The sequence below is a fragment of the Subtercola boreus genome (assembly GCF_003399625.1).
In the GTDB taxonomy this organism is placed as follows: domain Bacteria; phylum Actinomycetota; class Actinomycetes; order Actinomycetales; family Microbacteriaceae; genus Subtercola; species Subtercola boreus_C.
This window is the reverse complement of sequence record NZ_NBXA01000023.1, coordinates 189,685-212,348: the sequence shown is the minus strand read 5'-3', so window position 1 is coordinate 212,348 and position 22,664 is coordinate 189,685. Positions and strand designations below refer to the sequence as shown.

Annotated in this window: 19 protein-coding genes; 8 read left to right on the top strand and 11 right to left on the bottom strand. The window is 68.3% G+C overall.

What is annotated here, in order from left to right; genetic code table 11:
* Positions 1–41 precede the first annotated feature (41 nt).
* Positions 42–1,025 (top strand): aldo/keto reductase, encoded by a 984-nt coding sequence (locus tag B7R21_RS13005; RefSeq protein WP_116283667.1) that lies wholly within the window; start codon positions 42–44, stop codon positions 1,023–1,025.
* Between the two features lie 44 nt (positions 1,026–1,069).
* Here B7R21_RS13005 and B7R21_RS13000 read toward each other — a convergent pair whose 3' ends face one another.
* The 3 genes from B7R21_RS13000 to hrpA all read right to left on the bottom strand — a co-directional run bounded on the left by B7R21_RS13000 (position 1,070) and on the right by hrpA (position 7,170).
* Positions 1,070–1,894: an aldo/keto reductase gene (locus B7R21_RS13000; RefSeq protein ID WP_116283666.1), complete on the bottom strand. Its 825-nt coding sequence runs from the start codon at positions 1,892–1,894 to the stop codon at positions 1,070–1,072.
* Between the two features lie 90 nt (positions 1,895–1,984).
* Positions 1,985–3,193 carry an MFS transporter gene (locus B7R21_RS12995; RefSeq protein WP_116283665.1) on the bottom strand — a complete coding sequence of 403 codons (1,209 nt, stop codon included), beginning with the start codon at positions 3,191–3,193 and terminating at the stop codon, positions 1,985–1,987.
* Between the two features lie 104 nt (positions 3,194–3,297).
* Positions 3,298–7,170: an ATP-dependent RNA helicase HrpA gene (hrpA, locus tag B7R21_RS12990; RefSeq protein ID WP_172592164.1), complete on the bottom strand. Its 3,873-nt coding sequence runs from the start codon at positions 7,168–7,170 to the stop codon at positions 3,298–3,300.
* 58 nt (positions 7,171–7,228) lie between these two features.
* Between hrpA and B7R21_RS12985 the strand changes: the two genes are divergently transcribed.
* Positions 7,229–8,935, top strand: a complete 1,707-nt coding sequence (locus B7R21_RS12985) for a thioredoxin domain-containing protein (protein ID WP_116283664.1) — start codon at positions 7,229–7,231, stop codon at positions 8,933–8,935.
* A gap of 77 nt (positions 8,936–9,012) precedes the next feature.
* On the opposite strand, the gene B7R21_RS12980 is transcribed toward B7R21_RS12985, so the two are convergent.
* The 3 genes from B7R21_RS12980 to B7R21_RS12970 form a co-directional block, all read right to left on the bottom strand.
* A complete protein-coding gene (locus B7R21_RS12980; RefSeq protein ID WP_172592163.1) occupies positions 9,013–9,453 on the bottom strand; it encodes a rhodanese-like domain-containing protein in 441 nt (146 codons plus the stop codon).
* A gap of 93 nt (positions 9,454–9,546) precedes the next feature.
* Entirely contained in the window at positions 9,547–10,134 is a 588-nt protein-coding gene (locus B7R21_RS12975; RefSeq protein ID WP_116283662.1) for a CoA-binding protein, read from the bottom strand.
* A complete protein-coding gene (locus B7R21_RS12970; RefSeq protein ID WP_116283661.1) occupies positions 10,131–11,426 on the bottom strand; it encodes an O-acetylhomoserine aminocarboxypropyltransferase/cysteine synthase family protein in 1,296 nt (431 codons plus the stop codon). The genes B7R21_RS12975 and B7R21_RS12970 overlap by 4 nt, the downstream gene beginning before the upstream one ends.
* A 144-nt stretch (positions 11,427–11,570) precedes the next feature.
* On the opposite strand from B7R21_RS12970, the gene B7R21_RS12965 reads away from it, so the two are divergent.
* A complete protein-coding gene (locus tag B7R21_RS12965; RefSeq protein ID WP_116283660.1) occupies positions 11,571–13,166 on the top strand; it encodes a long-chain-fatty-acid--CoA ligase in 1,596 nt (531 codons plus the stop codon).
* A gap of 133 nt (positions 13,167–13,299) precedes the next feature.
* On the opposite strand, the gene B7R21_RS12960 is transcribed toward B7R21_RS12965, so the two are convergent.
* Positions 13,300–14,436 (bottom strand): YeiH family protein, encoded by a 1,137-nt coding sequence (locus tag B7R21_RS12960; RefSeq protein ID WP_116283709.1) that lies wholly within the window; start codon positions 14,434–14,436, stop codon positions 13,300–13,302.
* Between the two features lie 71 nt (positions 14,437–14,507).
* On the bottom strand, positions 14,508–16,154 hold the full coding sequence (locus B7R21_RS12955) for a dolichyl-phosphate-mannose--protein mannosyltransferase (RefSeq protein WP_116283708.1): 1,647 nt from the start codon (positions 16,152–16,154) through the stop codon (positions 14,508–14,510).
* A 77-nt stretch (positions 16,155–16,231) separates the two neighbouring features.
* Here B7R21_RS12955 and rsmI point away from each other — a divergent pair, with 77 nt between their 5' ends.
* The 5 genes from rsmI to B7R21_RS12930 all read left to right on the top strand — a co-directional run bounded on the left by rsmI (position 16,232) and on the right by B7R21_RS12930 (position 21,531).
* The gene (gene rsmI, locus B7R21_RS12950) at positions 16,232–17,107 is read left to right on the top strand and encodes a 16S rRNA (cytidine(1402)-2'-O)-methyltransferase (RefSeq protein WP_116283659.1); all 876 of its coding nucleotides are present in this window, start codon (positions 16,232–16,234) and stop codon (positions 17,105–17,107) included.
* A 41-nt stretch (positions 17,108–17,148) separates the two neighbouring features.
* Positions 17,149–18,717: a methionine--tRNA ligase gene (gene metG, locus B7R21_RS12945; protein WP_116283658.1), complete on the top strand. Its 1,569-nt coding sequence runs from the start codon at positions 17,149–17,151 to the stop codon at positions 18,715–18,717.
* On the top strand, positions 18,714–19,667 hold the full coding sequence (locus B7R21_RS12940; protein WP_116283657.1) for a TatD family hydrolase: 954 nt from the start codon (positions 18,714–18,716) through the stop codon (positions 19,665–19,667). The genes metG and B7R21_RS12940 overlap by 4 nt, the downstream gene beginning before the upstream one ends.
* Positions 19,664–20,521: a 16S rRNA (adenine(1518)-N(6)/adenine(1519)-N(6))-dimethyltransferase RsmA gene (rsmA, locus tag B7R21_RS12935; RefSeq protein ID WP_116283656.1), complete on the top strand. Its 858-nt coding sequence runs from the start codon at positions 19,664–19,666 to the stop codon at positions 20,519–20,521. Before B7R21_RS12940 ends, rsmA begins: the two co-directional genes overlap by 4 nt.
* Before the next feature lie 74 nt (positions 20,522–20,595).
* Entirely contained in the window at positions 20,596–21,531 is a 936-nt protein-coding gene (locus B7R21_RS12930; RefSeq protein WP_116283655.1) for a 4-(cytidine 5'-diphospho)-2-C-methyl-D-erythritol kinase, read from the top strand.
* A 64-nt stretch (positions 21,532–21,595) separates the two neighbouring features.
* On the opposite strand, the gene B7R21_RS12925 is transcribed toward B7R21_RS12930, so the two are convergent.
* Genes B7R21_RS12925 through B7R21_RS12915 form a run of 3 tightly spaced genes read right to left on the bottom strand, consistent with a single transcriptional unit; the run spans position 21,596 to position 22,610 of the window.
* Complete coding sequence (locus tag B7R21_RS12925) at positions 21,596–21,784, bottom strand: hypothetical protein (RefSeq protein ID WP_116283654.1); 189 nt, start codon at positions 21,782–21,784, stop codon at positions 21,596–21,598.
* A gap of 38 nt (positions 21,785–21,822) precedes the next feature.
* Positions 21,823–22,362, bottom strand: a complete 540-nt coding sequence (locus B7R21_RS12920) for an adenine phosphoribosyltransferase (RefSeq protein WP_116283653.1) — start codon at positions 22,360–22,362, stop codon at positions 21,823–21,825.
* The gene (locus B7R21_RS12915) at positions 22,359–22,610 is read right to left on the bottom strand and encodes a DUF6458 family protein (RefSeq protein ID WP_116283652.1); all 252 of its coding nucleotides are present in this window, start codon (positions 22,608–22,610) and stop codon (positions 22,359–22,361) included. The genes B7R21_RS12920 and B7R21_RS12915 overlap by 4 nt, the downstream gene beginning before the upstream one ends.
* Positions 22,611–22,664: the final 54 nt, after the last annotated feature.

The window sequence follows — 22,664 nt, the reverse complement described above, 5'->3', positions numbered from 1 at the left end:
CCACATGGTTATGGGGTTGTTATCCGGCTTAGGGTGGGGGCATGCATTCACGCGAACTCGGCCGAACCCACCGCACCGTCTCAGAGATCGGACTCGGCACCTGGCAGCTCGGCGCCGACTGGGGTGACGTGGCCGAATCGGATGCCCTGGCTGTGCTCGATGCGGCCGTCGACTCCGGCGTCACCTTCTTCGACACGGCCGATGTGTACGGTGACGGCCGGAGCGAACAGACGATCGGCACCTTCCTGTCGGCGAATCCCGGCCACTCGATCACGGTCGCCACGAAGATGGGTCGACGCGAAGCGCAGGTCGCCTCGAACTTCGTGCTCGACAACTTCCGGCTGTGGACCGACCGGTCGCGCCGGAATCTCGGAGTCGAGACACTCGACCTCGTGCAGCTGCACTGCCCGCCGTCCGAGGTCTTCGTCGACGACGCCGTCTACGACGCGCTCGACACCCTCGTCTCCGAGGAGCGCATCGCGGCCTACGGGTTCAGCGTCGAGACGGCCGACCAGGCACTCGCGGCCATCGCGCGGCCCGGCACCGCGACCATCCAGATCATCCTGAATGCGTTCCGGCTGAAGCCGCTCGATGATGTGCTGCCCGCCGCCCGTGCCGCGGGGGTCGGCATCATCGCCCGGGTGCCGCTCGCATCGGGGCTGCTCAGCGGCAAATACACGAAGGAGACCACCTTCGATGCGAACGACCACCGTACCTTCAACCGCGACGGCAGCGCCTTCGACGTCGGGGAGACCTTCTCGGGAGTCGACTTCGAGTCGGGAGTCGAGGCGGCGCAGGCGTTCGCCGAGCTGGTGCCCGAGGGTGTGGCGCCGGCCACAGCCGCTCTCGCCTGGGTCGCGCAGCAGCCGGGCGTGAGCACGGTCATCCCCGGTGCCCGGAACCCCGGCCAGGCCGCAGGCAACGCCGAGGCCGGTTCGATCGCTCCCCTCGGGGCGGCCTTCGACGACGGCGTGCACCGCATCTACGACCGCTACTTCCGCCAGAGCATCCACTCGCGCTGGTAGCGCGCGCTCCCTGAGAGCCCGCGCTGAGCCCTCGGCGCTGCGGCTCAGCCGACGTCGTTGGGGTCGCGGCCGGTGCGCTCGCCCGTCTCGAGCGTGGCGATGAGAGCGAGGTCCTCCTCGTCGAGGGTGACGTCGAACACGTCGATGTTGCTCGCGATGCGAGACGGGGTGATCGACTTCGGGATCACCACGTTGCCGAGTTGCACATGCCACCGGATGACGACCTGCGCAGGGGAGATGCCGTGTTTTGCGGCGATCCCGTCGAGAACGGGGGTGCCGAGCACCCGGCCGCGGGCGAGAGGCGACCACGCCTCGGTCACGATGCCGTGAGCGTCGTTGTAGGCGCGCAGCTCCGCCTGCGGGAGCCACGGGTGCAGCTCGACCTGGTTGACGCTCGGAACCACGCCGGTCTCGGCCGCCAGCCGGTCGAGGTGGTGCGTGTGGAAGTTCGAGACGCCGATGGATCGGGCCAACCCGTCGGCCTGGATCCTCTCGAGGGCCCGCCAGGTCTCGACGTAGAGGTTCTGCTTCGGCGCGGGCCAGTGGATGAGGAACAGGTCCACGTAGTCGAGCTTCAACCGTTCGAGGCTCTCGTCGAATGAGCGGCGTGCCTCGTCGTAGCCGTGCCTGTCCTGGAAGACCTTCGTCGTGACGAAGATCTCCGAACGGTCGATCCCGGAGCGGTTCACCGCCTCACCGACACCCACCTCGTTGTCGTAGAGCGTCGCGGTGTCGACGTGCCGGTAGCCGGAAGCGAAGGCGGCCGCGATCGCCTCCACAGCCTCCGCGTCGGTGACCTTGTAGACCCCGAGTCCCACCTGGGGGATCGAGTGGCCGTCGTTGAGCGGAATCGAGGGGGCTGTCGTCATGGCCCCATTCTTCTACACCTCTCCTGCACTGCCGGTGCTGGCCGGCGCGGCGCTGGCCACCCGGTGTCGACCGGCCCGCTGCTGAGCGGCTCAGCTCGTGACGGCGGCGAAGGGCTCGGTGTCGGGGATGGGGCTCGCGTCCCGGCCGCGGAGGTCCGGGTGCCAGCGCCGCCCGAGGAGGGGTACCAGGAATCCGACGAGCGCAAGGCAGGCCGCCACGATGAAGGCGCCGGTGGGGCCCTGGGCGTCGATGAGGAACCCGGCCAGCGCCGATCCGACCGCCGCGCCGATGAGCTGGCCGGTGCCGACCCAGCCGTACGCCTCGGCCGTCTCGCTGAAACGCACGCTCGACGAGACGATCGAGAACATCACCGCGAGGGCGGGGGCGATGCCGACACCCGCCAGGAACAGGAAGATCGCCAGCCACCACACGTTCAGCGAGACCGCGGCGATCGCCGTGCCGATGAAGACGACGAGCATCCGCTGGGCGAGCGACCACGGGCCGATGCCGACATGGCCGAGCGCGAGACCGCCGACGAGCGACCCGACGGCGAAGACGGCCAGCACGATGCCGGCCTCTGCGCCGCCGTGCCCGAACGATGCGACGACCCCCGCTTCGATGGCGGCGCAGGCGGCGACGAGCAGGAAACCGACGATGGTGGCGAGCAGCACCGGCGGCTTCTTCAGCACCGCGCCGAGTCGCTTGCGGCTGCGGGGGATCCTCACCCGGCCGAGTTCGGGGCTCGACAGGAACCAGGCGCCGCCGCCCACGAGGAACGCGACCGCGAGCAGGATGCCCTCGACGGTGCCGATCTGGGTGGCAGTGAAGGTCGTGATGACGGGGCCGACGACCCAGATGATCTCCTGCGCCGACGCGTCGAGCGAGAACAGCGGCGTGAGCTGCTTCGAGTTGACCATCTTCGGGTAGATGGTGCGCACGGCCGGCTGGATGGGCGGCATCGTGAGCCCGGCGGCGAAGGCGACGACCATGGTGAGTGGAATGGTCATCGGAACGAGCGCGATCACCGAGACGGCGATGGCGCAGACGATGATCGTTCCGGTGATCACCGGTCGCATGCCCCAGCGCCCCATCAGGCGGCTCGTCAGCGGGCCGGCGATGGCCTGGCCGATCGACAGCGCGGCCAGCACCAGCCCGGCCGCCGCGTACGAACCGTGCACGTGTTCGATGTGCAGCAGAAAGGCGAGCGAGAGCATGCCGAAGGGGAAGCGCGCCACAAGCTGGGCGGCCATGATCCGGCCGACACCCCGGGTCTTCAGAAGATTCGCGTAGCTACTCACAAGAGATCAAGTGTACCGGTTGGACGGTACGGACGCCCCCGGAGGGGTCGAACCGTCACCGATCCGTTGCCGAGCCGTTGCCGTGCCGTTGCCGTGCGTCCAGTTCAGCTCGCGAGGAGCTTCTGCAGCCGCTGCAGCGAGACGGGCTCTGCGGTGCCGAGCGACTGTGCGAAGAGGCTGATCCGCAGCTCTTCGATCAGCCAGCGGGCCCGGATGATCGGGGTGCTCAGCACCGTGGCCGGATCCTTCGGCAGGGGCAGCGTGCCCCCCGAGGCCTCGTAGCGGGCAGTGGCGTTCTGCACCTCGTTCAGCCACGCCCTGTCCCGTGCAGGCGCGTCGGGCAGCTTCTGCATCCGCTGCTCCACGCCCGTCAGATACCGTGGATAGTGCTGCAGCTGCCGGGTGCCTGTGGACGAGATGAACCCCGGGAAGATGAGCGCCGCGAGCTGGGCGCGGGCATCCGAGAGGGCGGGCAGCAGAGAGACGCTCGTGACGGTCTTGAGGGCACGTTCGGCGTCGCGGGCCTTTGCCAGCGTGGCAGCGACCGTCGCCACCGTCTGGTACATCGAATCGATGATGCCCGCTGACAGACGGTCTCGCACGGCCTCGAATTCGGCCCGCGTGTAGATCAGCCCGGTGGGGTGCGCGCTTCGGAGCACCTCGTCGGCACATGCTGCGAGGCAGTCGTCGAAGAGGGCCTGGATGCTCGCATAGGGGCTCGTCGCCAGAATGAGCTTCTCGTTCTGGCTCAGGTGCTCGCGCACATACGACACCGGTGAGGGCACGGCAAGCAGCAGGAGCCGGCGGATGCCCGCGGGGCTCAGCCGGTCGGCCTCCTGCTGGGTGCTCATGAGCCGGATGGCGACAGACGTCTTCTCGTCCACAATGGCCGGATACGCGCGAATCACACTGTTCTGGAGTTTCGTGTCCACGAACTTCGGCAGCTCCGTAGAGTCCCATGTTGTCAGGCCGCTCCGCTCCAGCGAGTGGGCGGTCTGCCGGGAAGCGCGGGCAACACTGTCGCGCGCGGCCGAACGGAACCGGGCCTGGAGAGCGGGCAGATCCTTCGACGCCGCGACAGTCGTGCCCGATTCATCCACGACACGGAAGGAGACGGAGAGATGCGAGGGAAGACGAGTGCGATCGAAGTCCGAGGCGGCAACGGGCACGTAGGCCAGCCGCGACATCGTCTGGGCGAGAGAGGCGAGGAAGGTCAGATCGTCACCCGACGGCGCGGCGTGCCCGGTGCGGTTCCCCGTGCCGTGCCCGGAGGCGTCCGCGTCATCCGGCAGCGCCGTCAGCAGCTTCGAGGCCCAGTCGGTAGCCGGCACGAAGTTCCGCCGGATGGCCTTCGGCAGCGAGCGGATGAGCGCGGTCACGAGTTCCTCGCGAAAGCCCGGCACCTGCGCTTCGAAACCTGTCGGCTCGAGCCGTGGCAGCAGCGCCAGCGGAACCGTCACCGTGACACCGTCGTCGTCCGAGCCCGGCTCGAAGCGATACGACAGTGCGAGCTGCTGGTCGCCCTGCTGCCAGCTTGCGGGAAACTGGGACTCGTCGATCTCCGGAGCCCCGTCGGGCAGCAGCGACTCGACGGTCATGCTCAGCAGAGTGGGGGTGTCGTGACGCGCCTTCTTCCACCAGCCGTCGAAGCTCCTTGCAGTGTTGACGTCCCGCGGAAGACGCTTGTCGTAGAACTCGAAGACCGCCTCGTCGTCGAGGAGCAGGTCGCGGCGGCGGCTGCGCTCCTCGATCTCTGCGAGTTCGTCGCGGAAGCGCCGGTTCTCCCGGTCGAAGGCGTGGTGCGATTCCCAGTCCCCGTCGACGAGGGCGTGACGGATGAACAGCTCACGGGCGTAGGCCGCATCCACGCGGGAGAACTGCACGCGCCGCTTCTGGATGATCGGCACTCCATAGAGCGTCACCCGCTCGAAGGCGACGACCGCACCCTGCTTCTTCTCCCAGTGCGGCTCGGAGTAGCTCCGTCTGCAGAGGTCACCCGCCAGCGTCTCCGCCCAGGCGGGGTCGATCGAGGCGTTCATCCGGGCGAACAGTCTGCTCGTCTCGACCAGCTCGGCGCTCATCACGGCGTTCGGCTGCTTCTTCGAGAGCGCAGAACCGGGAAAGAGGCTGAACCGCGTCTGGCGGGCGCCGACATAGTCCTTCTTCGCCGCATCCTTCAGGCCGATGTGCGAGAGGAGGCCGGCGAGCAGCGAACGGTGGATACCGTCGGGGTCGACCGACGGCTCGCCGATCACCAGGTCCAGCGGTCTGCTGAGTTGCTTGAGCTGCCGGAAGACGTCCTGCCACTCCCGCACCCGGAGGTAGTTGAGGTGCTCCGCCTTGCAGAGCCGTCGGAACGCGCTCGACGACAGCTCCCGCTGCTTCTCCTCCACGTAGTTCCAGAGGTTCAGCAGCGTGAGGAAGTCGCTGGTCGGGTCGGTGAACCGTGCGTGGAACTCGTCGGCGCGCTGGCGCTTCTCCAGCGGTCGTTCGCGTGGATCCTGCACGGTCAGGCCGGCCACGATCGCCATCACCTCGCGACTCGTGTTGTGGTTCTTCGACTCGATGACCATCCGTGCGAATCGGGGTTCGATCGGCATCCGCGAGAGGTCTCGGCCCACCCGGCTGAGGGTCGGCACCACGGGCGCGCCGGGCCTGTTCGAGGTCGCACCCGGCGCGTTGATCGCGCCCAGTTCGCTCAGCAGGTCGAGGCCGTCCTTGATGCCGCGGGAGTCCGGTGGCTGGAGGAACGGGAACGAGGCGATGTCGCCGAGGCCGAGCGAGATCATCTGCAGGATGACCGCTGCAAGGTTCGTGCGAAGAATCTCCGGCTCGGTGAACTCGGGCCGGGAGAGGTAGTCCTCCTCCGAGAAGAGGCGGATGCAGATCCCGTCGCTCGTGCGCCCGCTCCGGCCCGCACGCTGGTTGGCAGATGCCTGCGAGATCGCCTCGATCGGCAACCGCTGCACCTTCGACCGCACGCTGTACCGGCTGATGCGGGCGGTGCCGGTGTCGATCACATACTTGATCCCCGGAACCGTGAGGCTCGTCTCCGCCACGTTCGTCGCGAGCACGATGCGTCGCCGGATGCCCGGAGTGCTGCCCTTCTGGAACACCTTGTGCTGGTCGGCAGCGCTCAACCGCCCGTAGAGCGGCAGAACCTCGGTGGCAGAACCCAACGAGCCGGAGCCGCCGGAGTTCAGCCGGCCCCGAATGGATTCCTCGGCGTCACGGATCTCGTTCTCGCCGGAGAAGAACACCAGCACATCGCCGTCGCCCTCGCGGGCGAGCTCGTCGAGGGCTTCGTTGACCGCATCGAGAGGGTCGCGGTCGGCGGTGGCACTGCTGGTGTCGACATCGTCGACGTCATCCAGAACCCCACCGTCTGCGACGAGCGGGCGGTAGCGCACCTCCACGGGGAAGGTGCGGCCAGAGACCTCGATGATGGGCGCGCCGCCGAAGTGCTTCGAGAAGCTCTCGGGATCGATCGTCGCCGACGTAACGATGACCTTCAGGTCGGGGCGCTTGGGCAGGAGCTCCCGCAGGTAGCCGAGCAGGAAGTCGATGGTGAGGCTCCGCTCGTGCGCCTCGTCGATGATGATCGTGTCGTACTTCTTCAGCAGACGGTCCCGGTGGATCTCGTTCAGCAGGATGCCGTCGGTCATCAGCTTGATGCGGGTGTTCGGCCCCACCCTGTCGGTGAAACGCACCTGGTACCCGACGAGGTCGCCGACCTCCTGCCCCAGTTCTTCGGCGATGCGTTCGGCGATCGTTCGTGCCGCAATACGCCGGGGCTGGGTGTGCCCGATACTGGTGCGGCCGAGTTGCAGGCAGATCTTCGGGATCTGGGTGGTCTTGCCCGATCCGGTCTCGCCGGCGATGATGACCACCTGGTTCGCCTTGATGGTGCGCGCGATCTCGTCGCGGAGTCGACTGACGGGGAGCTCGGGCGGAAAGGTGATCGACTCAGGAATCATGGGCGTTCCATTCTACAAGCGACGCTCGGCCGCCGGACCGGGCACGTACGCTGGATGCATGGCCAACCGACTCGCCGCCGCGATAAGCCCCTACCTCCGCTCGCACAGCGACAACCCGGTCGACTGGTTCCCCTGGGGGGAGGAGGCCTTCGCCGAGGCGGTGCGCCGCGACGTGCCGGTGCTGGTGTCGATCGGGTACTCCACCTGCCACTGGTGCCACGTGATGGCCCGGGAGAGCTTCAGCGACCCCGCTCTCGCCGCCGCCCTCAACGACGGTTTCGTCGCCATCAAGGTCGACAGGGAGGAGCATCCGGAGGTCGATGCGGTCTATCTCGCGGCCGCTGGCGCGTTCACCCAGAACCTCGGCTGGCCCCTGAACGTGTTCGCGACCCCCCAGGGCCGGGTGTTCTTCGCGGGTACCTACTCCCCACCGGTAGCCGTACAGGGCACTCCCTCGTTCCGGCAGGTTCTGGATGCGGTGGAGGACGCCTGGCGGAGCCGACGCGACGACGTGGAGAGCACCGCAGGCCAGCTGGTGGAGGCACTCGCCGAGGCGGGGGCGAAGACCGAGTCCGATCAGAGCCTCGAGCTGCCCACCGCCGGAGAGCTTGCCCAGGTGGTGTACGAACTCGACGACTACGAAGACACTGAGCACGGGGGGTTCGGCACCGCACCGAAGTTCCCGGTGGCACCGGTGCTGCAGTTCCTGCAGGCGATGGATGCTCCCCTGGCCGATCGCACCCTGCGAGCCATGGCGGGCTCGCCGCTCCGCGATCGGGTGGAGGGTGGCTTCTTCCGCTACGCGACCCGGCAGGACTGGAGCGAGCCCCACTACGAGCGCATGCTCTACGACAACGCCCTGCTGCTCGACGCGTACACGACTGCTGCCGAGAAGCACGAGGCAGCGGAGGATACGGGTGAACCTGCTGCCGGCGGCGGCGGCGGTGCCGGTGGTGCAGGCGGTGGCGGCGGTGCGGACGGCGCCGGCGGCGCAGGCCACGGCTGGGCACGAGCCACGGCCCTCGGGATCGCGGGCTACGTGGTCAGCCACCTGCAGCAGCCGGAGGGCGGCTTCGCGTCCGCCCAGGATTCCGAGAGTGTCGTTGCGGGAGTCCGCACCGAGGGTGGGTACTACGAACTCGATCGCGACCAGCGCCACGGGGAGGAGCCTCCGGCTCTCGATCTCAAGATCCTCACCGGCTGGAACGGTCTCGCCATCGGCGCACTGGCGCATGCGGGAACCGCCTTCGGCGACAGCGCGTTGATCGAGTCGGCCCGGCGTGCCGCGGACTACCTGCTCGAACATCATCTCCGCCCGGGCGGAACCCTCGTGCGCGCATCGCTCGGCGGTCACGTCTCGGAGGCGCCGGCGACGCTCGAGGACTACGGAATGTTCGCCACGTCCCTGCTGCAGCTCGGCACGGCCACGGGCGACACGCGCTACAGCCGAGCGGGTGCAGACCTCCTCGATACAGTGATGGCGCCGACAGCCGAGGGCTCCCCGTTCGTGGTTCCGGGCGGCGGCGATCCAGTACTGGCGGCCCGCGGCCTGCTTCTCGAGGGAGACGTGTCGGAGGGGGCGTACCCGTCGGGCAACAGTGCTGCGGCGCGTGCTGCGTACCTGGCGCACCTCGAATCCGGCGATGAGTCCTACCGTCGCGCGGCGGTGCGGGCGCTTGCGCCTCTCGGCCCCGACGCGCTCTCGCGACCGATCGGCTTCGGGGCCGCCCTCGAGCTCATGGTCAGGCTGCAGTCCGATGGCTGAGGATCGACTGCTGGAGATCGGCGGCTGAAGATCGACTGCCGGTGATCTGCTGCTGAAGATCGGCTGCGGGGAGGCCGTCAGGCCGCCGCGGAGTCCGCGGCGGCCTCGACCGGGCGATCCTCGGCGTTCCACTTCGGGAAGCCGCCGACGAGCACACTCACCCGCTCGTAGCCGAAGATGGCAAACGTCTCCTGCAGGCGCTGGGCCGGCGACGCGGCCCCGGGTGTGGTATCTGAAGCCCTGTCGTACACGACGACCGTTGCACCGGAGGTGATGCCGAGGTGTTCAGCCATCCTGTGGAAGGCGGCCGCATCCACACTGATCCGGTCGGCGAACAGGGCGCCGGGGATGCGCGTGCACCGAGCCTCCGACAGGTCGTCGGGCAGACCGAAGCCCCGGGCATCCAGAATCACCATCGTGTCGGAGCCGAGGTGATCGCAGAGCCACTGGGTCGACACCATGGCCGGCACGGCGGAGCGCGTGGCAGCTGCGGGGAGGAAACCGGGGGTTGTGATCACGAACTCAACGCTAGCGGCGACCAGTGACATCGACCTGAACATTGCGGGTGAATGTCACGGCTGCGTAACAATCGGCCTCGTGACCGGTGCGCCCTAGCGGAGGGTCTTGCGCGCCGAGATCTGGCCGGTGTCGAAGCCCAGCAGGTGCAGCCCGCCGTGGAAGCGAGCGTGCTCCACCTTGATGCAGCGATCCATCACCACGGCCAGGCCTTTGCTCTCGCCGTACTCCGCCGCCTCCTGGTTCCAGATGCCGAGTTGCACCCAGACGGTCTTCGCGCCGCTCGCGATGACGTCGTCGATCACTGAAGGGATGTCGCTGGCTTTGCGGAACACGTCGACGATGTCGGGTACCTCGGGGAGCGAGGCGAGATCCGGGTAGGCCGGCTGACCGAGGATCTCCTTCGCGTTCGGGTTCACGAAGTAGACGCGGTAGTCGCTCGACGACAGGAGGTACGTGCCCACGAAGTAGCTCGAGCGCGCGGCGTTCGGCGATGCACCCACGATGGCGATCGACTTCGCCGTCCGCAGGATCTTCAGGCGTGCCTTCGCATCGGGGCCGACCCAGGTGCGCTGCGACTTCAGCAGCTTCGCGAGGGGTGACGACGACGGCACCGAGCAGGTCAGGCCGTTCGAGAGCTGGGCCGTCACGAGCTCGCCGGGAGTGTCGTTGGTGAGTGTCATGAGAGACCTTCCGTCGCCTTCGTCAATGCCTGGTCGAGGTCGTAGACGATGTCCTCGGGGTCTTCGATTCCCACGCTGATCCGCACGATGCCGGGCAGCACGCCCGCCTCGACGAGCTGCTGCTCGTTCAACTGGGCGTGGGTGGTCGACGCGGGGTGGATCACGAGGGTCTTGGCATCGCCGATGTTCGCGAGATGGCTCGCCAGATCGACGGATTCGATGAACGTGCGCCCGGCATCCCGGCCGCCCTTCACGCCAAAGCTGAAGACCGAACCCGGACCCTTCGGCAGGTACTTCAGGCCGCGTTCGTAGTGTGGATGCCCGGGGAGCCCTGCCCAGTTGACGTACTCGACGCGGGGGTCGGCGTCGAGCCACTGGGCGACGATCCGTGCGTTGTCGATGTGCGCCTGCATGCGGAACGGCAGCGTCTCGACGCCCTGCGCGAGCAGGAACGCGGAGTGCGGGGCGAGGGAGGGGCCGATGTCCCGGAGCTGCTCGGCGCGGAGCCTCGTCAGAAAGGCGTACTCGCCGAAATTGCCCGACCACTCGAGGCCGCCGTAGCTCGGCACGGGCTGGCCGAACAGCGGGAACTTCTCACTGTGCCAGTCGAACCGGCCGCTCTCGACGACGACTCCGCCGAGGGTGGTGCCGTGGCCGCCCAGGAACTTGGTCGCCGAGTGGATGACGATGTCTGCGCCCCACTCGATGGGCCGGTTCAGGAACGGGGTGGCGATGGTGGAGTCGATGATGAGCGGGATGCCGTGGGCGTGGGCGACCTCGGCGAGCCCCTCGATGTCGGCGATCTCGCCCGAGGGGTTCGCCACGGTCTCGGCGAAGACCAGCTTGGTCTTGTCGGTGATGGCTGCGGCGTAGTCGGCAGGGTCGGAGCTTCGCACGAAGGTGGTGTCGACGCCGAAACGGCGGAGCGTGACATCCAGTTGCGTGATCGAGCCGCCGTAGAGGTTGGCGGACGACACGATGTGATCGCCCGCGCCGACCAGCGACGCGAAGGTGATGTACTGCGCAGCGAGCCCGCTGGCGGTCGCCACAGCGCCGAGCCCGCCCTCGAGACTGGCGATGCGTTCCTCGAAGGCAGCGACGGTCGGGTTCGCGAGCCGGCTGTAGATGTTGCCGTACTTCTGCAGGGCGAAACGGGCCGCGGCGTCCGCCGTGTCATCGAAGACGAATGCCGACGTCTGGTAGATCGGCAGAGCGCGGGCGCCGGTCACCTCGTCGGGGATGTTGCCTGCGTGGATTGCCCGAGTCCTGAAGCCGTATTCGCGATCTGCCATGGAAGCCAAACTACCGGAGGCTATCGTCACGAATGCCCTTCGGAGGCCCGTGCTACGCAATGTGACGCCGCGGGTCTCGCAGGCAGTTCTGAGACTGCCGATCTAAGCTGGACGCACGTCAATGCCGACTGAGAGAAGCGCTTCATGAGTACAGGTTTTGCCACGATGTCCGTTGCCTCGATTCTGGTCGAAGCAGCGAGACGAACACCCGACCATGTTGCGATCGTGGTCGGTGAGACCTCGACCACCTACGCCGAGCTCTGGCAGCAGACACGCCAGTATGCCGGAGCCCTGCGGGACCGGGGTGTGGGCCCGGGAACGTCAGTGGCCATGCTGATCCCGAACGTCGCCGACTTCCCTCGGATCTACTACGCCGTGCTGTCGCTCGGCGGGGTCGTCGTGCCGATCCATGCCCTGTTGAAGGGCAAGGAGATCGAGTACGTGCTCCGCGACAGTGGCGCCGAACTGCTCGTCTGCGCCGCTCCGCTTCTGGCAGAGGGCGCGAAGGGTGCGGGGCTCGCCGGCGTGCCGGTGCTGAGCGTGCTGCTGCCCGAGGCGAACCCCGAGCTGCCGCCCCGGCTCGAGGACGAGGCCCGGGCATCCGTTCCGATCGACACGTATGTGCAGCGCGATCCGTTCGACACGGCGACCATCCTCTACACGAGCGGTACGACGGGCACGCCCAAGGGAGCTGAGGGCTCCCACCTGGCGCTCGTCGAGCAGGTGAACGTGTCGCTGCTGACGACCTTCGACATGAAGGAGGGAGACAAGGTGCTCGGTGCCCTGCCCCTCTTCCACACGTTCGGGCAGACCTGCACGATGAACACGGTCTTCCGCGCCGGAGCGACCATGGTGATGGTGCCGAAGTTCGACGGCGACACCGCGCTGCGGGTGATGAACGAGCAGCAGTGCACGATCTTCATGGGCGTGCCGACGATGTACATCGCGCTTCTGGATGCTGCGACCCGCACCCAGGCCCGCCCGCCGCTCCGCTACGGCATCTCGGGGGGTGCGGCCATCCCCGTCGCGGTGATCAACCGCTTCAAGGAACTGTTCGGCACCGAGATCCACGAGGGGTACGGCCTCACCGAGACCTCACCCGTCGCCACGTTCAACATGGTCGGGGTGCCGCCCCGTGCAGGAACGATCGGCACGCCGATCTGGGGGGTCGATGTCGAGATCGCCGATGCCGACACGGCCGACTCCATCGTGCTGCTGCCGACCGGCGAGCTCGGCGAGTTGGTCATCCGCGGCCACAATCTCATGAACGGCTACCACAACCGCCCCGAGGACACGGCGAAGGCGATGGTGGACGGCTGGTTCCGTACCGGTGACCTCGGCCGGAAAGACGAGGACGGCTACCTCACGATCGTCGACCGCACGAAGGACATGATCCTCCGGAACGGCTACAACGTGTACCCGCGGGAGGTCGAGGAGGTTCTGGCCGGGCATCCGGCCGTCTCGATGGTGGCGGTCTACGGGGTGCCGCACGAGACGCACGGGCAGGAGATCATCGCGTCAGTCGTGCTCGCGGCGGGCGCTTCGGCCACGGCCGACGAGCTCTCGGAGTTCGTGAAGCAGGATGTCGCGGCCTACAAGTACCCGCGCCACATCGACATCGTGGAGGCGCTGCCGCTCGGCCCGTCGGGCAAGGTGCTGAAGCGCGAGCTGGTGGCCGCGTATGCGGCGCGCGCGGGCGCGCCCGTCGCCGCGGAGGCGGGCGCGCCGGTCGCCGGCTGACCCTCCGTCTCCGCGCGGCGCCAGCCGTAGAAGAGGACTGGGGCATCCGCTGAGTGTGCAGGCGACGCTCCGCGGCTTCAGTCCTCTTTTACGCCCGGTTTGGAGCGGCGGGGCGAGGGCGGGGCGGGGCGGGTCAGCGGAGGAGGGTCACCGCCGCGAGCGACAGCACCGCGATGAGCAGCCACGAGGCGAGGCCGACGATGAGGGCGCGCCAGCCGGTGCGGGCGAGGGCGGCGAACCGGATGTTCGAGCCCAGCCCGAACAGGGCCATCGCGAGCAGGATGGTCTGCGCGGTGTCTGCCACGGAGAGAACCGGGGCTGCCACGGAGGCCCCCAGCGCACCGTCACCGAGCAAAAAGGTGCGCACCAGCACGGCGGCCAGGAATCCCACGATGAACAGCGGCACGATCGCAGGGCGTTTCGCCCGGGCTGCGGATGCCGCGGCGGCAGCCTTCCGTCTGAACTCGTCGGTACCCTCCTCTGCGGCGATCGCGGCGTCGGATTCACTGGCCGTTCCGGCGGCGAGCCGTGCGAGCCGTGCCGACCGGTCGAGCTCCTCGGCCCGGAGTGCGCGGCGGTCGCGCCCGCGCTCGAAGAACCCGGCGATCGCGACCATCGGCGCGAGGGTCAGCACCCGTGTGAGCTTCACGACGACGGCCACGGCGAGAGCGACGGGGCCGGCGATCTGGGCGGTCGCGACGACCTGCCCGACATCGTGCACGCTGAGTCCGACCCAGAGGCCGAAGTCGGCGTCGTCGAGCCCCAGCGGGAAGCGGAGGGCCGGCAGGATGAAGATCGCCAGAGTGCCGCAGAGCGTGACCAGCGCCACAGGAGTGGCCTGGTCTTCGTCCTTGCTGCGGGTGACCGCACTCATCGCGCCGATCGCCGAGGCGCCGCAGATCGAGAAACCGGCGGCGATCAGGATCGGCTGGGTGCCGGGCAGGCGGAGCAGCCGGCCGAAGCCGAAGGTTGCCGCGAAGGTGATTCCGACGACGAGCACGATGACGACGATGGTCGGCCAGCCGAGTCCGGCGATGTCGTAGAGCGAGAGCTTCAGCCCGAGAAGCACGATGCCGATCCGGAGCAGCCGGCGCGCAGCCAGCGCGATACCGGGCTTCAGGACCGTGTCGAGCAACCGCTGCGTGGCGGGGATCTGGCCCACGATCATCCCGAGCCCGACCGCAGCGGTGAGCGGAGGGATGGCCGGCAGGGCGAGATGGAGGAGGAACGCGATGAGCGTCGCCGCGCCCGCGACGACGAACCCGGGCAGCCAGCGTGGGCCGGGGAAGCGCGACCGTCGGCGTCGGGCATCCGGAACCGCGCCTGTCGGATTTGCTCCGCTCACCGCCACGACGGCAGCCAGTAGTGCAGGGTGAGCAGCCAGCCGGGGATGGGCTGTGCCGTCCACACCGGCCAGAAGAACACCGACACCGCCACCGCGAGTAGGAGATAGGCGGCCACGACCCAGAGGGCCGCGACCCGTTTTCGCCGGGCATCCGTGCGCCTGCCGAGGGCCATGCCGATCACGAATGTCAGCCCGAGGATCATGTAGGGCTCGAAGGCGATCGTGTAGAACTGGAAGATCGTGCGGCCAGAGAAGAGCAACCAGGGCAGGTAACCACCCACCATGCCCATCAGGATGATGCCGACCTGCCATTCGCGCTTTCGGATGAGACGGTAGACCAGGAAGAAGATGGCAGCCGTCGCAGCCCACCAGATCGCAGCGTTGCCGACCGAGGTGATGTTCTCGTAGCAGGTCTGCTCGCCGCAGCCGCCGGTGCCGTCGCTGATCGTGTTCACATACATCTGCGTCGGCCGGATCATGAACAACCAGGTGAACGGATTGGCCGCGTAGGGATGCGGCGAATGTTCGTTCACATTGAAGTTGTAGACACTCACCTCGAAGTGCCAGAAGTTCTGGATGGTGAGCGGCACCCAGGCGAGCCCACCGGCCCAGGGCGTGCCGTCGGTCTGCGCCCAGTTGCGGTAGTAGCCGTTCGTGCTGGTGAACCAGCCCGTCCAGGTGACGAGGTAGCTCGCGAGGTACACCGGCACCAGCAGCACGAGCGACGCGAGGCCCTGTTTGAGGATGGCGGCGCTGATCCAGAACGGGAGGCCGGCGCGGCGCCTCGCGAGGGCATCCACCAGCACGGTCCAGAGGGCGAAAGCGACCAGGAAGTAGAGCCCCGACCACTTGACCGCCGTGGCGAGGCCGAGGGCGACGGCGGCGGCCAGGAGCCACGGCCGGTTCCAGATCGCGGGGCCCCAGAGCACCTCCCGGCCCTCCCGCTCGCTCGCGGCTATGCGCTCGGCCAACCGTTTCAGATGCCACTCGCGGTCGAGCAGGAAGGCGCCGAATCCGAGAAGGAGAAAGAGCATCAGGATGCCGTCGAGAATGCCCACCCGCGACATCACGATCGCATGCCCGTCGATCGCGAACAGGAACCCGGCGATCGAGCCGAGAAGCGTCGAGCGGAAGAGTTTCGTACCGATCATCGAGATGAGCAGCACACCGAGGATGCCGCAGACCGCCACCGAGACGCGCCAGCCGAAGCTGTTCTCGGCTCCGAACACGGCGAGCCCGAGGGAGATGATCCACTTTCCGAGCGGTGGATGCACGACATACGTCGGACTGTTGGTGTAGGTGTTCACGTCGCCGGCGTTGAAGGCCGGGTCGGGCGTCGACGGCCAGGATCCCTCGTAGCCGAGGTGCAGCAGCGACCAGGCGTCTTTGACGTAGAACGTCTCGTCGAAGACCAGGCTGTGCGGGTCGCCGAGGTTTACGAGCCGGAGGATCGCGGCGAGCAGCGTGACGGCGATCGGCCCGCCCCAGCGCCAGGCCCGCTGCCGGGCCGGGGTGCTCACGAGGGCCGCCCACCATGTGTCGAGCCGGCTTCCGCGGGGGCCTTCGGGGCGCGCCGGGGCGTCGGCGGCCAACGGGGCTGGCGCGGGGGGTACGGAGTCGGTCGCTGGGCTCACCCGCCCCATGGTACTGGTGCGAACCCCGAGGGCCACCCGAGCGCACCGCCACACCGGGGAAGGGGTAGCGGTGCGAGACTGGGAGGATGATCATCCTCGCCGCCACCCCGATCGGCAACCTCAAGGATGCCTCCGTGCGTCTCGTCGAGACCCTCGAGGCCGCCGAGGTGGTCGCGGCGGAGGACACCCGTGTCACCGCGAAACTGCTGCGCGCCCTCGGTGTTCAGAACCGGCCGAGGCTGCTTGCCCTCCACGACCACAATGAGCGGGAGAAGGCGGCCGAGCTCGTGGAGCTGGCTCGCACGACCGACCTCGTGGTGCTGAGCGATGCCGGAATGCCGACGGTCTCAGACCCGGGGTTCCACCTGGTGCAGGCGGCTGTCGCCGCGGGTGTGGATGTCACGATCATCCCGGGTCCGTCGGCCGTCGTGTCGGCGCTCGCGGTGTCGGGGCTGCCCACCGACCGGTTCACGTTCGAGGGCTTCCTGCCGCGAAAGCAGGGGGAGCGGGTGTCGGCCCTGACCGAACTCGTGCGGGAGCGTCGCACGATGGTGTTCTTCGAATCGCCGAACCGGCTCGCGGCGTCGCTTGCCGACATCGCGGCGGTGCTGGGCGAGGGTCGGGTCGTGGCGGTGTGCCGGGAGCTCACGAAACTCTACGAGGAGGTGCGCCGGGGCGGGGCGGCGTCGCTCGTGGCCTGGGCTTCCGCCGGCGTGAAGGGCGAGATCGTGCTCGTCGTGGCGGGCGCTGCCGCACTGGAGGTCACCCTCGAGACGGGGCTGGCGCAGGTGCGGGAACTGGTCTCAGACGGAACGCGGCTGAAGGATGCCGCTGCGGCGATCGCCGAGGCGACGGGTCTCAGCAAGCGCGATCTCTACGAGGCCGCGCTGGCCGGGCGGGCATCCGGCACGTCTTCTCGCCCACAGTCGCCCGATCTGCCGGGTTATCCCCAGCCGCGGTAACACGGCGGCCCGGATGCCCGGCACGCCTTAAGATGAGGAGCATGTCCGACGGCTCTTCGTTCTATATCACCACCCCCATCTTCTACGTCAACGACGTGCCCCACATCGGGCACGCGTACACCGAGGTGGCGTCCGATGTGCTCGCGCGCTGGCACCGCCAGGCGGGCGACGACACGTGGTTCCTCACGGGTACAGACGAGCACGGGCAAAAGATCCTTCGCACAGCCACGGCCAACGGTGTCTCGCCCAAGGAGTGGGCCGACCGCCTCGTGGCGACGGCCTGGCAGCCGCTCCTGGCCACGATCGACATCTCGAACGACGACTTCATCCGCACCACCGACGAGCGGCACGAGAAGAACGTCCAACTGTTCCTGCAGCGCCTCTTCGACGCCGGCTACATCTACACGGGCGACTACGAGGGCTTCTACTGTGTGGGCTGTGAGGAGTACAAGCAGCCCACCGACCTCGTCGACGGCACCGGCCAGTACGAGGGAGTGCAGGTCTGCGCCATCCACTCCAAGCCGGTGGAGCTGCTGCAGGAGCGCAACTACTTCTTCCGCATGAGCGACTTCACCGACCGGCTGCTCGACCTCTACGAGTCGAACCCCGAGTTCATCCAGCCCGAGAGTGTGCGCAACGAGATCGTCGCGTTCGTCCGGCGCGGCCTGCACGACCTCTCGATCAGCCGCCAGTCGTTCGACTGGGGCATCAAGGTGCCGTGGGACGACACGCACGTCGTCTACGTCTGGTTCGACGCGCTCCTGAACTACATCACCGCGGCCGGGTACGGCAGCGACGACGCCCGTTTCGAGGAGCTCTGGCCCGCCACTCATATCGTCGGCAAGGACATCGCCCGTTTCCACGCCGTCATCTGGCCGGCGATGTTGATGGCCGCAGGGCTGGCCGTGCCCAAGCAGGTCTTCGGCCACGGCTGGCTGCTCGTCGGGGGCGAGAAGATGTCGAAGTCGAAGCTCACCGGCATCGCCCCGAACCAGATCACCGACACGTTCGGTTCGGATGCGTTCCGGTACTACTTCATGAGCGCCATCACCTTCGGCCAGGACGGCTCGTTCAGCTGGGAAGACCTCTCGGCCCGCTACCAGTCCGAACTCGCCAACGGGTTCGGCAACCTCGCATCGCGGGTGATCGCCATGGTGATCAAGTACGTCGACGGCCGGGTTCCGGATGCGGGCACCCTCACCGACGCAGAGGAGGGCCTCCGCGCACTCGAGCGCTCGGTGGTCGCCGAGGCAGACGCCGCGATCGAGCGGCTCGCCATCCAGGATGCCCTCACGAGCATCTGGCAGCTGGTCGACCAGCTGAACGGGTACATCACGGTGCAGGAGCCGTGGAAGCTGTCGAAGAACCCCGAAGACCGCGCACGTCTCGAGACGGTTCTGGCGACCGTCGTGCACGGAGTCGGCACCCTGGCCGTGTTGCTGTCGCCCGTGATCCCCGAGGCCACGACGAAGCTCTGGCAGGCGCTCGGCGGGGTCGGCGACGTCGCCGACGTGCCGATCCGCCAGGCAGACGACTGGCAGGGCGTCGGCCGCGTCGAAACCCTCGCCCCGCTGTTCCCGCGGGTCGAGACCATCGAAGGCGCGGCGTGACCGACGGAGGGCCGCCTGCCGGGCAGGGCGCCGACCAACCCTTCATCCGGCAGCGAGACCCGTCGCCCGGCCGCGACCTGAGCTACCCGCCGCTCCCGGAGCCGCTCACCGTTCCTGTGTACGACAACCACACACACCTCGAGATCGCAGACGGTCACGAGGGCGAGACGCTGACATACCGTGAGCACCTCGACCGGGCATCCAGTGTCGGCGTCCGCGGTGTCGTGCAGGTCGGCGGCGACGTCGAGACCTCACGCTGGTCGGCCGAGCAGGCGCTCCGCGAGCCCCGGATGCTCGCCGCCGTCGCTCTGCACCCGAACGAGGCGCCCGTGTACGATCTCGCGGGCGGCCTCGACGATGCCCTCGCGGTCATCGCCGAGCTCGCGACGCGCCCCCGCGTCGCGGCGATCGGTGAGACGGGGCTCGACTTCTTCCGCACCTCGGGTGACGAGGCCCTCGCGGCGCAATACCGCTCGTTCGAGGCCCACATCGAGATGGCCAAAGAGAACAACCTCGCGATGCAGATCCACGACCGGGATGCGCACGCCGAAGTAATCGCGACGCTGAAACGCGTCGGTGCACCCGAACGCACGGTGTTCCACTGCTTCTCCGGCGACGCGGAGCTGGCCGGCATCTGCGCCGAGAACGGGTGGTACATGTCCTTCGCCGGCACCGTGACCTTCAAGAATGCGGGCAAGCTTCGGGATGCGCTGGCAGTCGCTCCTCGCAACCTGCTGCTGGTGGAGACCGACGCGCCGTTCCTCACGCCGACGCCGAACCGGGGTCGGCCGAACGCGCCCTACCTCATTCCCCACACCCTCCGCGCAATGGCCGAGCACCTCGGCACCGACGTGTCGATGCTCGCGGCGCAGATCTCGTCGAACACCGAACTCGTCTACGGTTCGTGGACTGCCGAACCCGTCGTGCTGCCCGAGTGGGCCGACCGATGACCGACGAACGCGCGGCTCTGCTGGGGCCGGCCGAGATCCGGGACCTCGCCGAGCTGCTGAACCTCACGCCGACCAAGAAACTCGGCCAGAACTTCGTCATCGACGGCAACTCGGTGCGCCGCATCGTGCGGATCGCGGGCGTGCAGTCCGGTGAGACCGTGGTGGAGGTCGGTCCCGGGCTCGGTTCGCTCACCCTCGGAATCCTCGAGGTGGGCGCCGAGGTGATCGCCGTGGAGATCGACAAGCGTCTTGCCGAACAGCTGCCGCTCACGGTCGGGGTGCTGCAACCGGATGCCCGGCTGACCGTCATCCGCGACGATGCCATGCGCATCATGTCGCTGCCCGGGGCGCCGACCCGGCTGGTGGCGAACCTGCCGTACAACGTCTCCGTGCCCGTGCTGCTGCACTTCCTCGAACACTTCTGGAGCATCCAGAGCGGTGTGGTGATGGTGCAGGCCGAGGTGGGGCACCGCATCGCGGCCGACCCCGGGTCGAAGGTCTACGGCAGCCCGAGTGTCAAGGCGTCGTGGTACGGAACCTGGCGAACGGCAGGCCAGGTCAGCCGCCAGGTGTTCTGGCCTGTGCCCAACGTCGACTCGGTGCTGGTCGCTTTCGAGCGTTCGAGCACCAGCCTCGCCAGCGAGGAGTTGCGGCTCGCCACGTTCGAACTGGTCGACGCTGCCTTCCAGCAGCGACGCAAGATGCTGCGGCAGTCGCTGTCGAGCGTGTTCGGCAGCGCAGCGACCGCTGCGCAGGTCATCGAGGCTGCCGGGCAGGACCCCACCGCGCGCGGTGAAGCACTCACCGTGCACGATTTCCTGGCGATCGCCCGTTTGGCGACGACCGTCGAGTGAGGGCGACTACACCGTCCGGGTGGCCCAGCTGGCCACCGTCCGGCGACGTCGCCAGCCTCAGGTAGGTTATTGACATGACTCAGAGCTGGCGGGGCAAAGCGGTTCATGTCAGGGCCCCGGGCAAGATCAACGTGTTCCTCAAAGTCGGTGCGGTGATGCCCGACGGCTACCACGACGTGGCGACCGCCTACCAGGCCGTGTCGCTCTATGAAGATGTGAGAGCGTTCGACGCCGACGACTTCTCGGTCGCCTTCACCGGATCCATCGACTCGTCAGCCCTGCTCACCGACGGTTCGAACCTCGCCATCCGCGCCGCGCGCATGCTTGCGCATCGCGCCGGATACCGCGGGGGAGTGCACCTCGAGATCTCGAAGAACGTCCCCATCGCGGGCGGCATGGGCGGCGGGTCCGCGGATGCCGCAGCCACTCTCCTGGCCTGCGACACGCTCTGGGGCACCGAGCTCGGGCGTGAGGAGCTGCTCGGGCTCGCCGCGCGCCTCGGGGCCGACGTTCCGTTCGCGTTCACGGGCGGCACGGCGATCGGCACGGGCCGCGGCGACCGGCTGAGCCCTGCGCTCGCAAAAGGCCAGTTCCAGTGGGTGCTGGCGCTCGCGGAGTTCGGTTCCTCGACCCCCGAGGTCTACAAGGAACTCGACCGGCATCGGGACAGGCACGCCCAGGACATCTTTCCCGCGCAGACCCAGCCCACGGTCGACGCCGACGTTCTGCAGGCCCTCCGGGCGGGCGATCCGCACATGCTCGCCGAGTCGCTGCACAACGACCTCCAGGCCCCGGCGCTGCATCTCGCGCCAGCGCTCGCCCAGGTGCTGGAGGTCGGCGAGGCCAACGGCGCCCTGGCCGGCATCGTGTCAGGTTCCGGGCCGACGGTCGCGTTCCTGGCGGCCGACCTCGACGGCGCGCTCGAACTGCAGGTCGCGCTGGGCGCCGCGCGCCACAACGTCGTGCGGGTGACCGGACCCGTGCACGGTGCCCGCCTGATTGGCGACTGACCGCCGCGGCCACCCCGAGTGCGCCCTGGCGCGCGTTGCTGCATCGGCGCCATGCGCCGCTGGGTCAGGGCTCTGCTCGGAGGAATGCCCTCGCGCGAACCTCGGCGGTATACGGCGCGATCAGGGTCGAGCGGCGGGGTTCCGTCTGGTGCGACGGGTCGACGGTTCCGGATGTTCGGCGGTACACCTCCGTGTGCAGCTGCTGCAGCGGGCGACCGACCGCCACGAGCCGCGCGAGCAGCTCGAAGCTCATCGTGCAGGGGCGCCCGTTCCGGGCATCCGGAAGACCGCTCAGCCCGGCAGTTCGATGAGCGCGTGCACCGGGTACCCCTCGAGAACGTCGCGCCCGCCGAGCCCCTCGAGTTCGATCGCCACACCGAGCCCGACCACCACGTAGCCCGCTCTCTCGAGGAGGCGCACGGCCGCCGCCAGGGTGCCTCCGGTGGCCAGCAGGTCGTCGAGCACGTAGACCCGGGAACCCGGGGCGAGCGAATCGGGCTGCAGCTGGATGGTCGCCGTGCCGTATTCGAGAGAGTAGGTCTCGCTCAGCAGAGGCCCGGGCAGTTTGCCGGCCTTGCGGATGGGGTACACCCCGATACCCCGCGAATGTGCTGCCGCAGCCGCGAACAGGAACCCGCGGGCCTCGACGCCGACCACGGCATCGATGTCGGCCGGCATGCGGGAGAGCAGGGCATCCGTCACCTGCCGGAGTGCGGGGCCGTCGGCCATCAGCGCCGTCAGGTCGCGGAACAGGATGCCCGGCTTCGGAAAATCCGGGGTGGTGGTCAATCTGGCGGCGATCAGCTGCGCCACGCTCGAAGAGTTGCTCACACCACGTCGTCGCGGCGCTCGCTCCGCGTGACCTGCTCGCCGCTCACCGGGTCGACCGCGCTGCGGGTCGTCGCCGTCGAGGAGCGCTTGCGGGCGATCAAGGCGATGCCGATGATCACGATCACGAAGCCCGCGCCCATGAGGATGTAGCCGACGGTCTTCACGTCGATCCAGCTGACGGTCACGTCGAGGGCGAAGGCGAGGATGGCGCCGACGGCGATGAGGAAGATACCGAATCCGAGACTCATGGGAGACCTGCTTTCTGCGTCACCACAGACGCTACACGCGTGTGCGCGTTTCGA

Bases quoted from the DNA above. Each gene is read 5' to 3' on its own strand.
- B7R21_RS12975 (WP_116283662.1), bottom strand. From the start codon at position 10,134: ATGACACTCACCAACGACACTCCCGGCGAGCTCGTGACGGCCCAGCTC.
- rsmA (WP_116283656.1), top strand. From the start codon at position 19,664: ATGACCGACGAACGCGCGGCTCTGCTGGGGCCGGCCGAGATCCGGGAC.
- rsmI (WP_116283659.1), top strand. From the start codon at position 16,232: ATGATCATCCTCGCCGCCACCCCGATCGGCAACCTCAAGGATGCCTCC.
- metG (WP_116283658.1), top strand. From the start codon at position 17,149: ATGTCCGACGGCTCTTCGTTCTATATCACCACCCCCATCTTCTACGTC.
- hrpA (WP_172592164.1), bottom strand. From the start codon at position 7,170: ATGATTCCTGAGTCGATCACCTTTCCGCCCGAGCTCCCCGTCAGTCGA.
- B7R21_RS13005 (WP_116283667.1), top strand. From the start codon at position 42: ATGCATTCACGCGAACTCGGCCGAACCCACCGCACCGTCTCAGAGATC.
- B7R21_RS12925 (WP_116283654.1), bottom strand. From the start codon at position 21,784: ATGAGCTTCGAGCTGCTCGCGCGGCTCGTGGCGGTCGGTCGCCCGCTG.
- B7R21_RS12985 (WP_116283664.1), top strand. From the start codon at position 7,229: ATGGCCAACCGACTCGCCGCCGCGATAAGCCCCTACCTCCGCTCGCAC.
- B7R21_RS12915 (WP_116283652.1), bottom strand. From the start codon at position 22,610: ATGAGTCTCGGATTCGGTATCTTCCTCATCGCCGTCGGCGCCATCCTC.
- B7R21_RS12970 (WP_116283661.1), bottom strand. From the start codon at position 11,426: ATGGCAGATCGCGAATACGGCTTCAGGACTCGGGCAATCCACGCAGGC.
- B7R21_RS12955 (WP_116283708.1), bottom strand. From the start codon at position 16,154: ATGGGGCGGGTGAGCCCAGCGACCGACTCCGTACCCCCCGCGCCAGCC.
- B7R21_RS12930 (WP_116283655.1), top strand. From the start codon at position 20,596: ATGACTCAGAGCTGGCGGGGCAAAGCGGTTCATGTCAGGGCCCCGGGC.
- B7R21_RS12965 (WP_116283660.1), top strand. From the start codon at position 11,571: ATGAGTACAGGTTTTGCCACGATGTCCGTTGCCTCGATTCTGGTCGAA.
- B7R21_RS13000 (WP_116283666.1), bottom strand. From the start codon at position 1,894: ATGACGACAGCCCCCTCGATTCCGCTCAACGACGGCCACTCGATCCCC.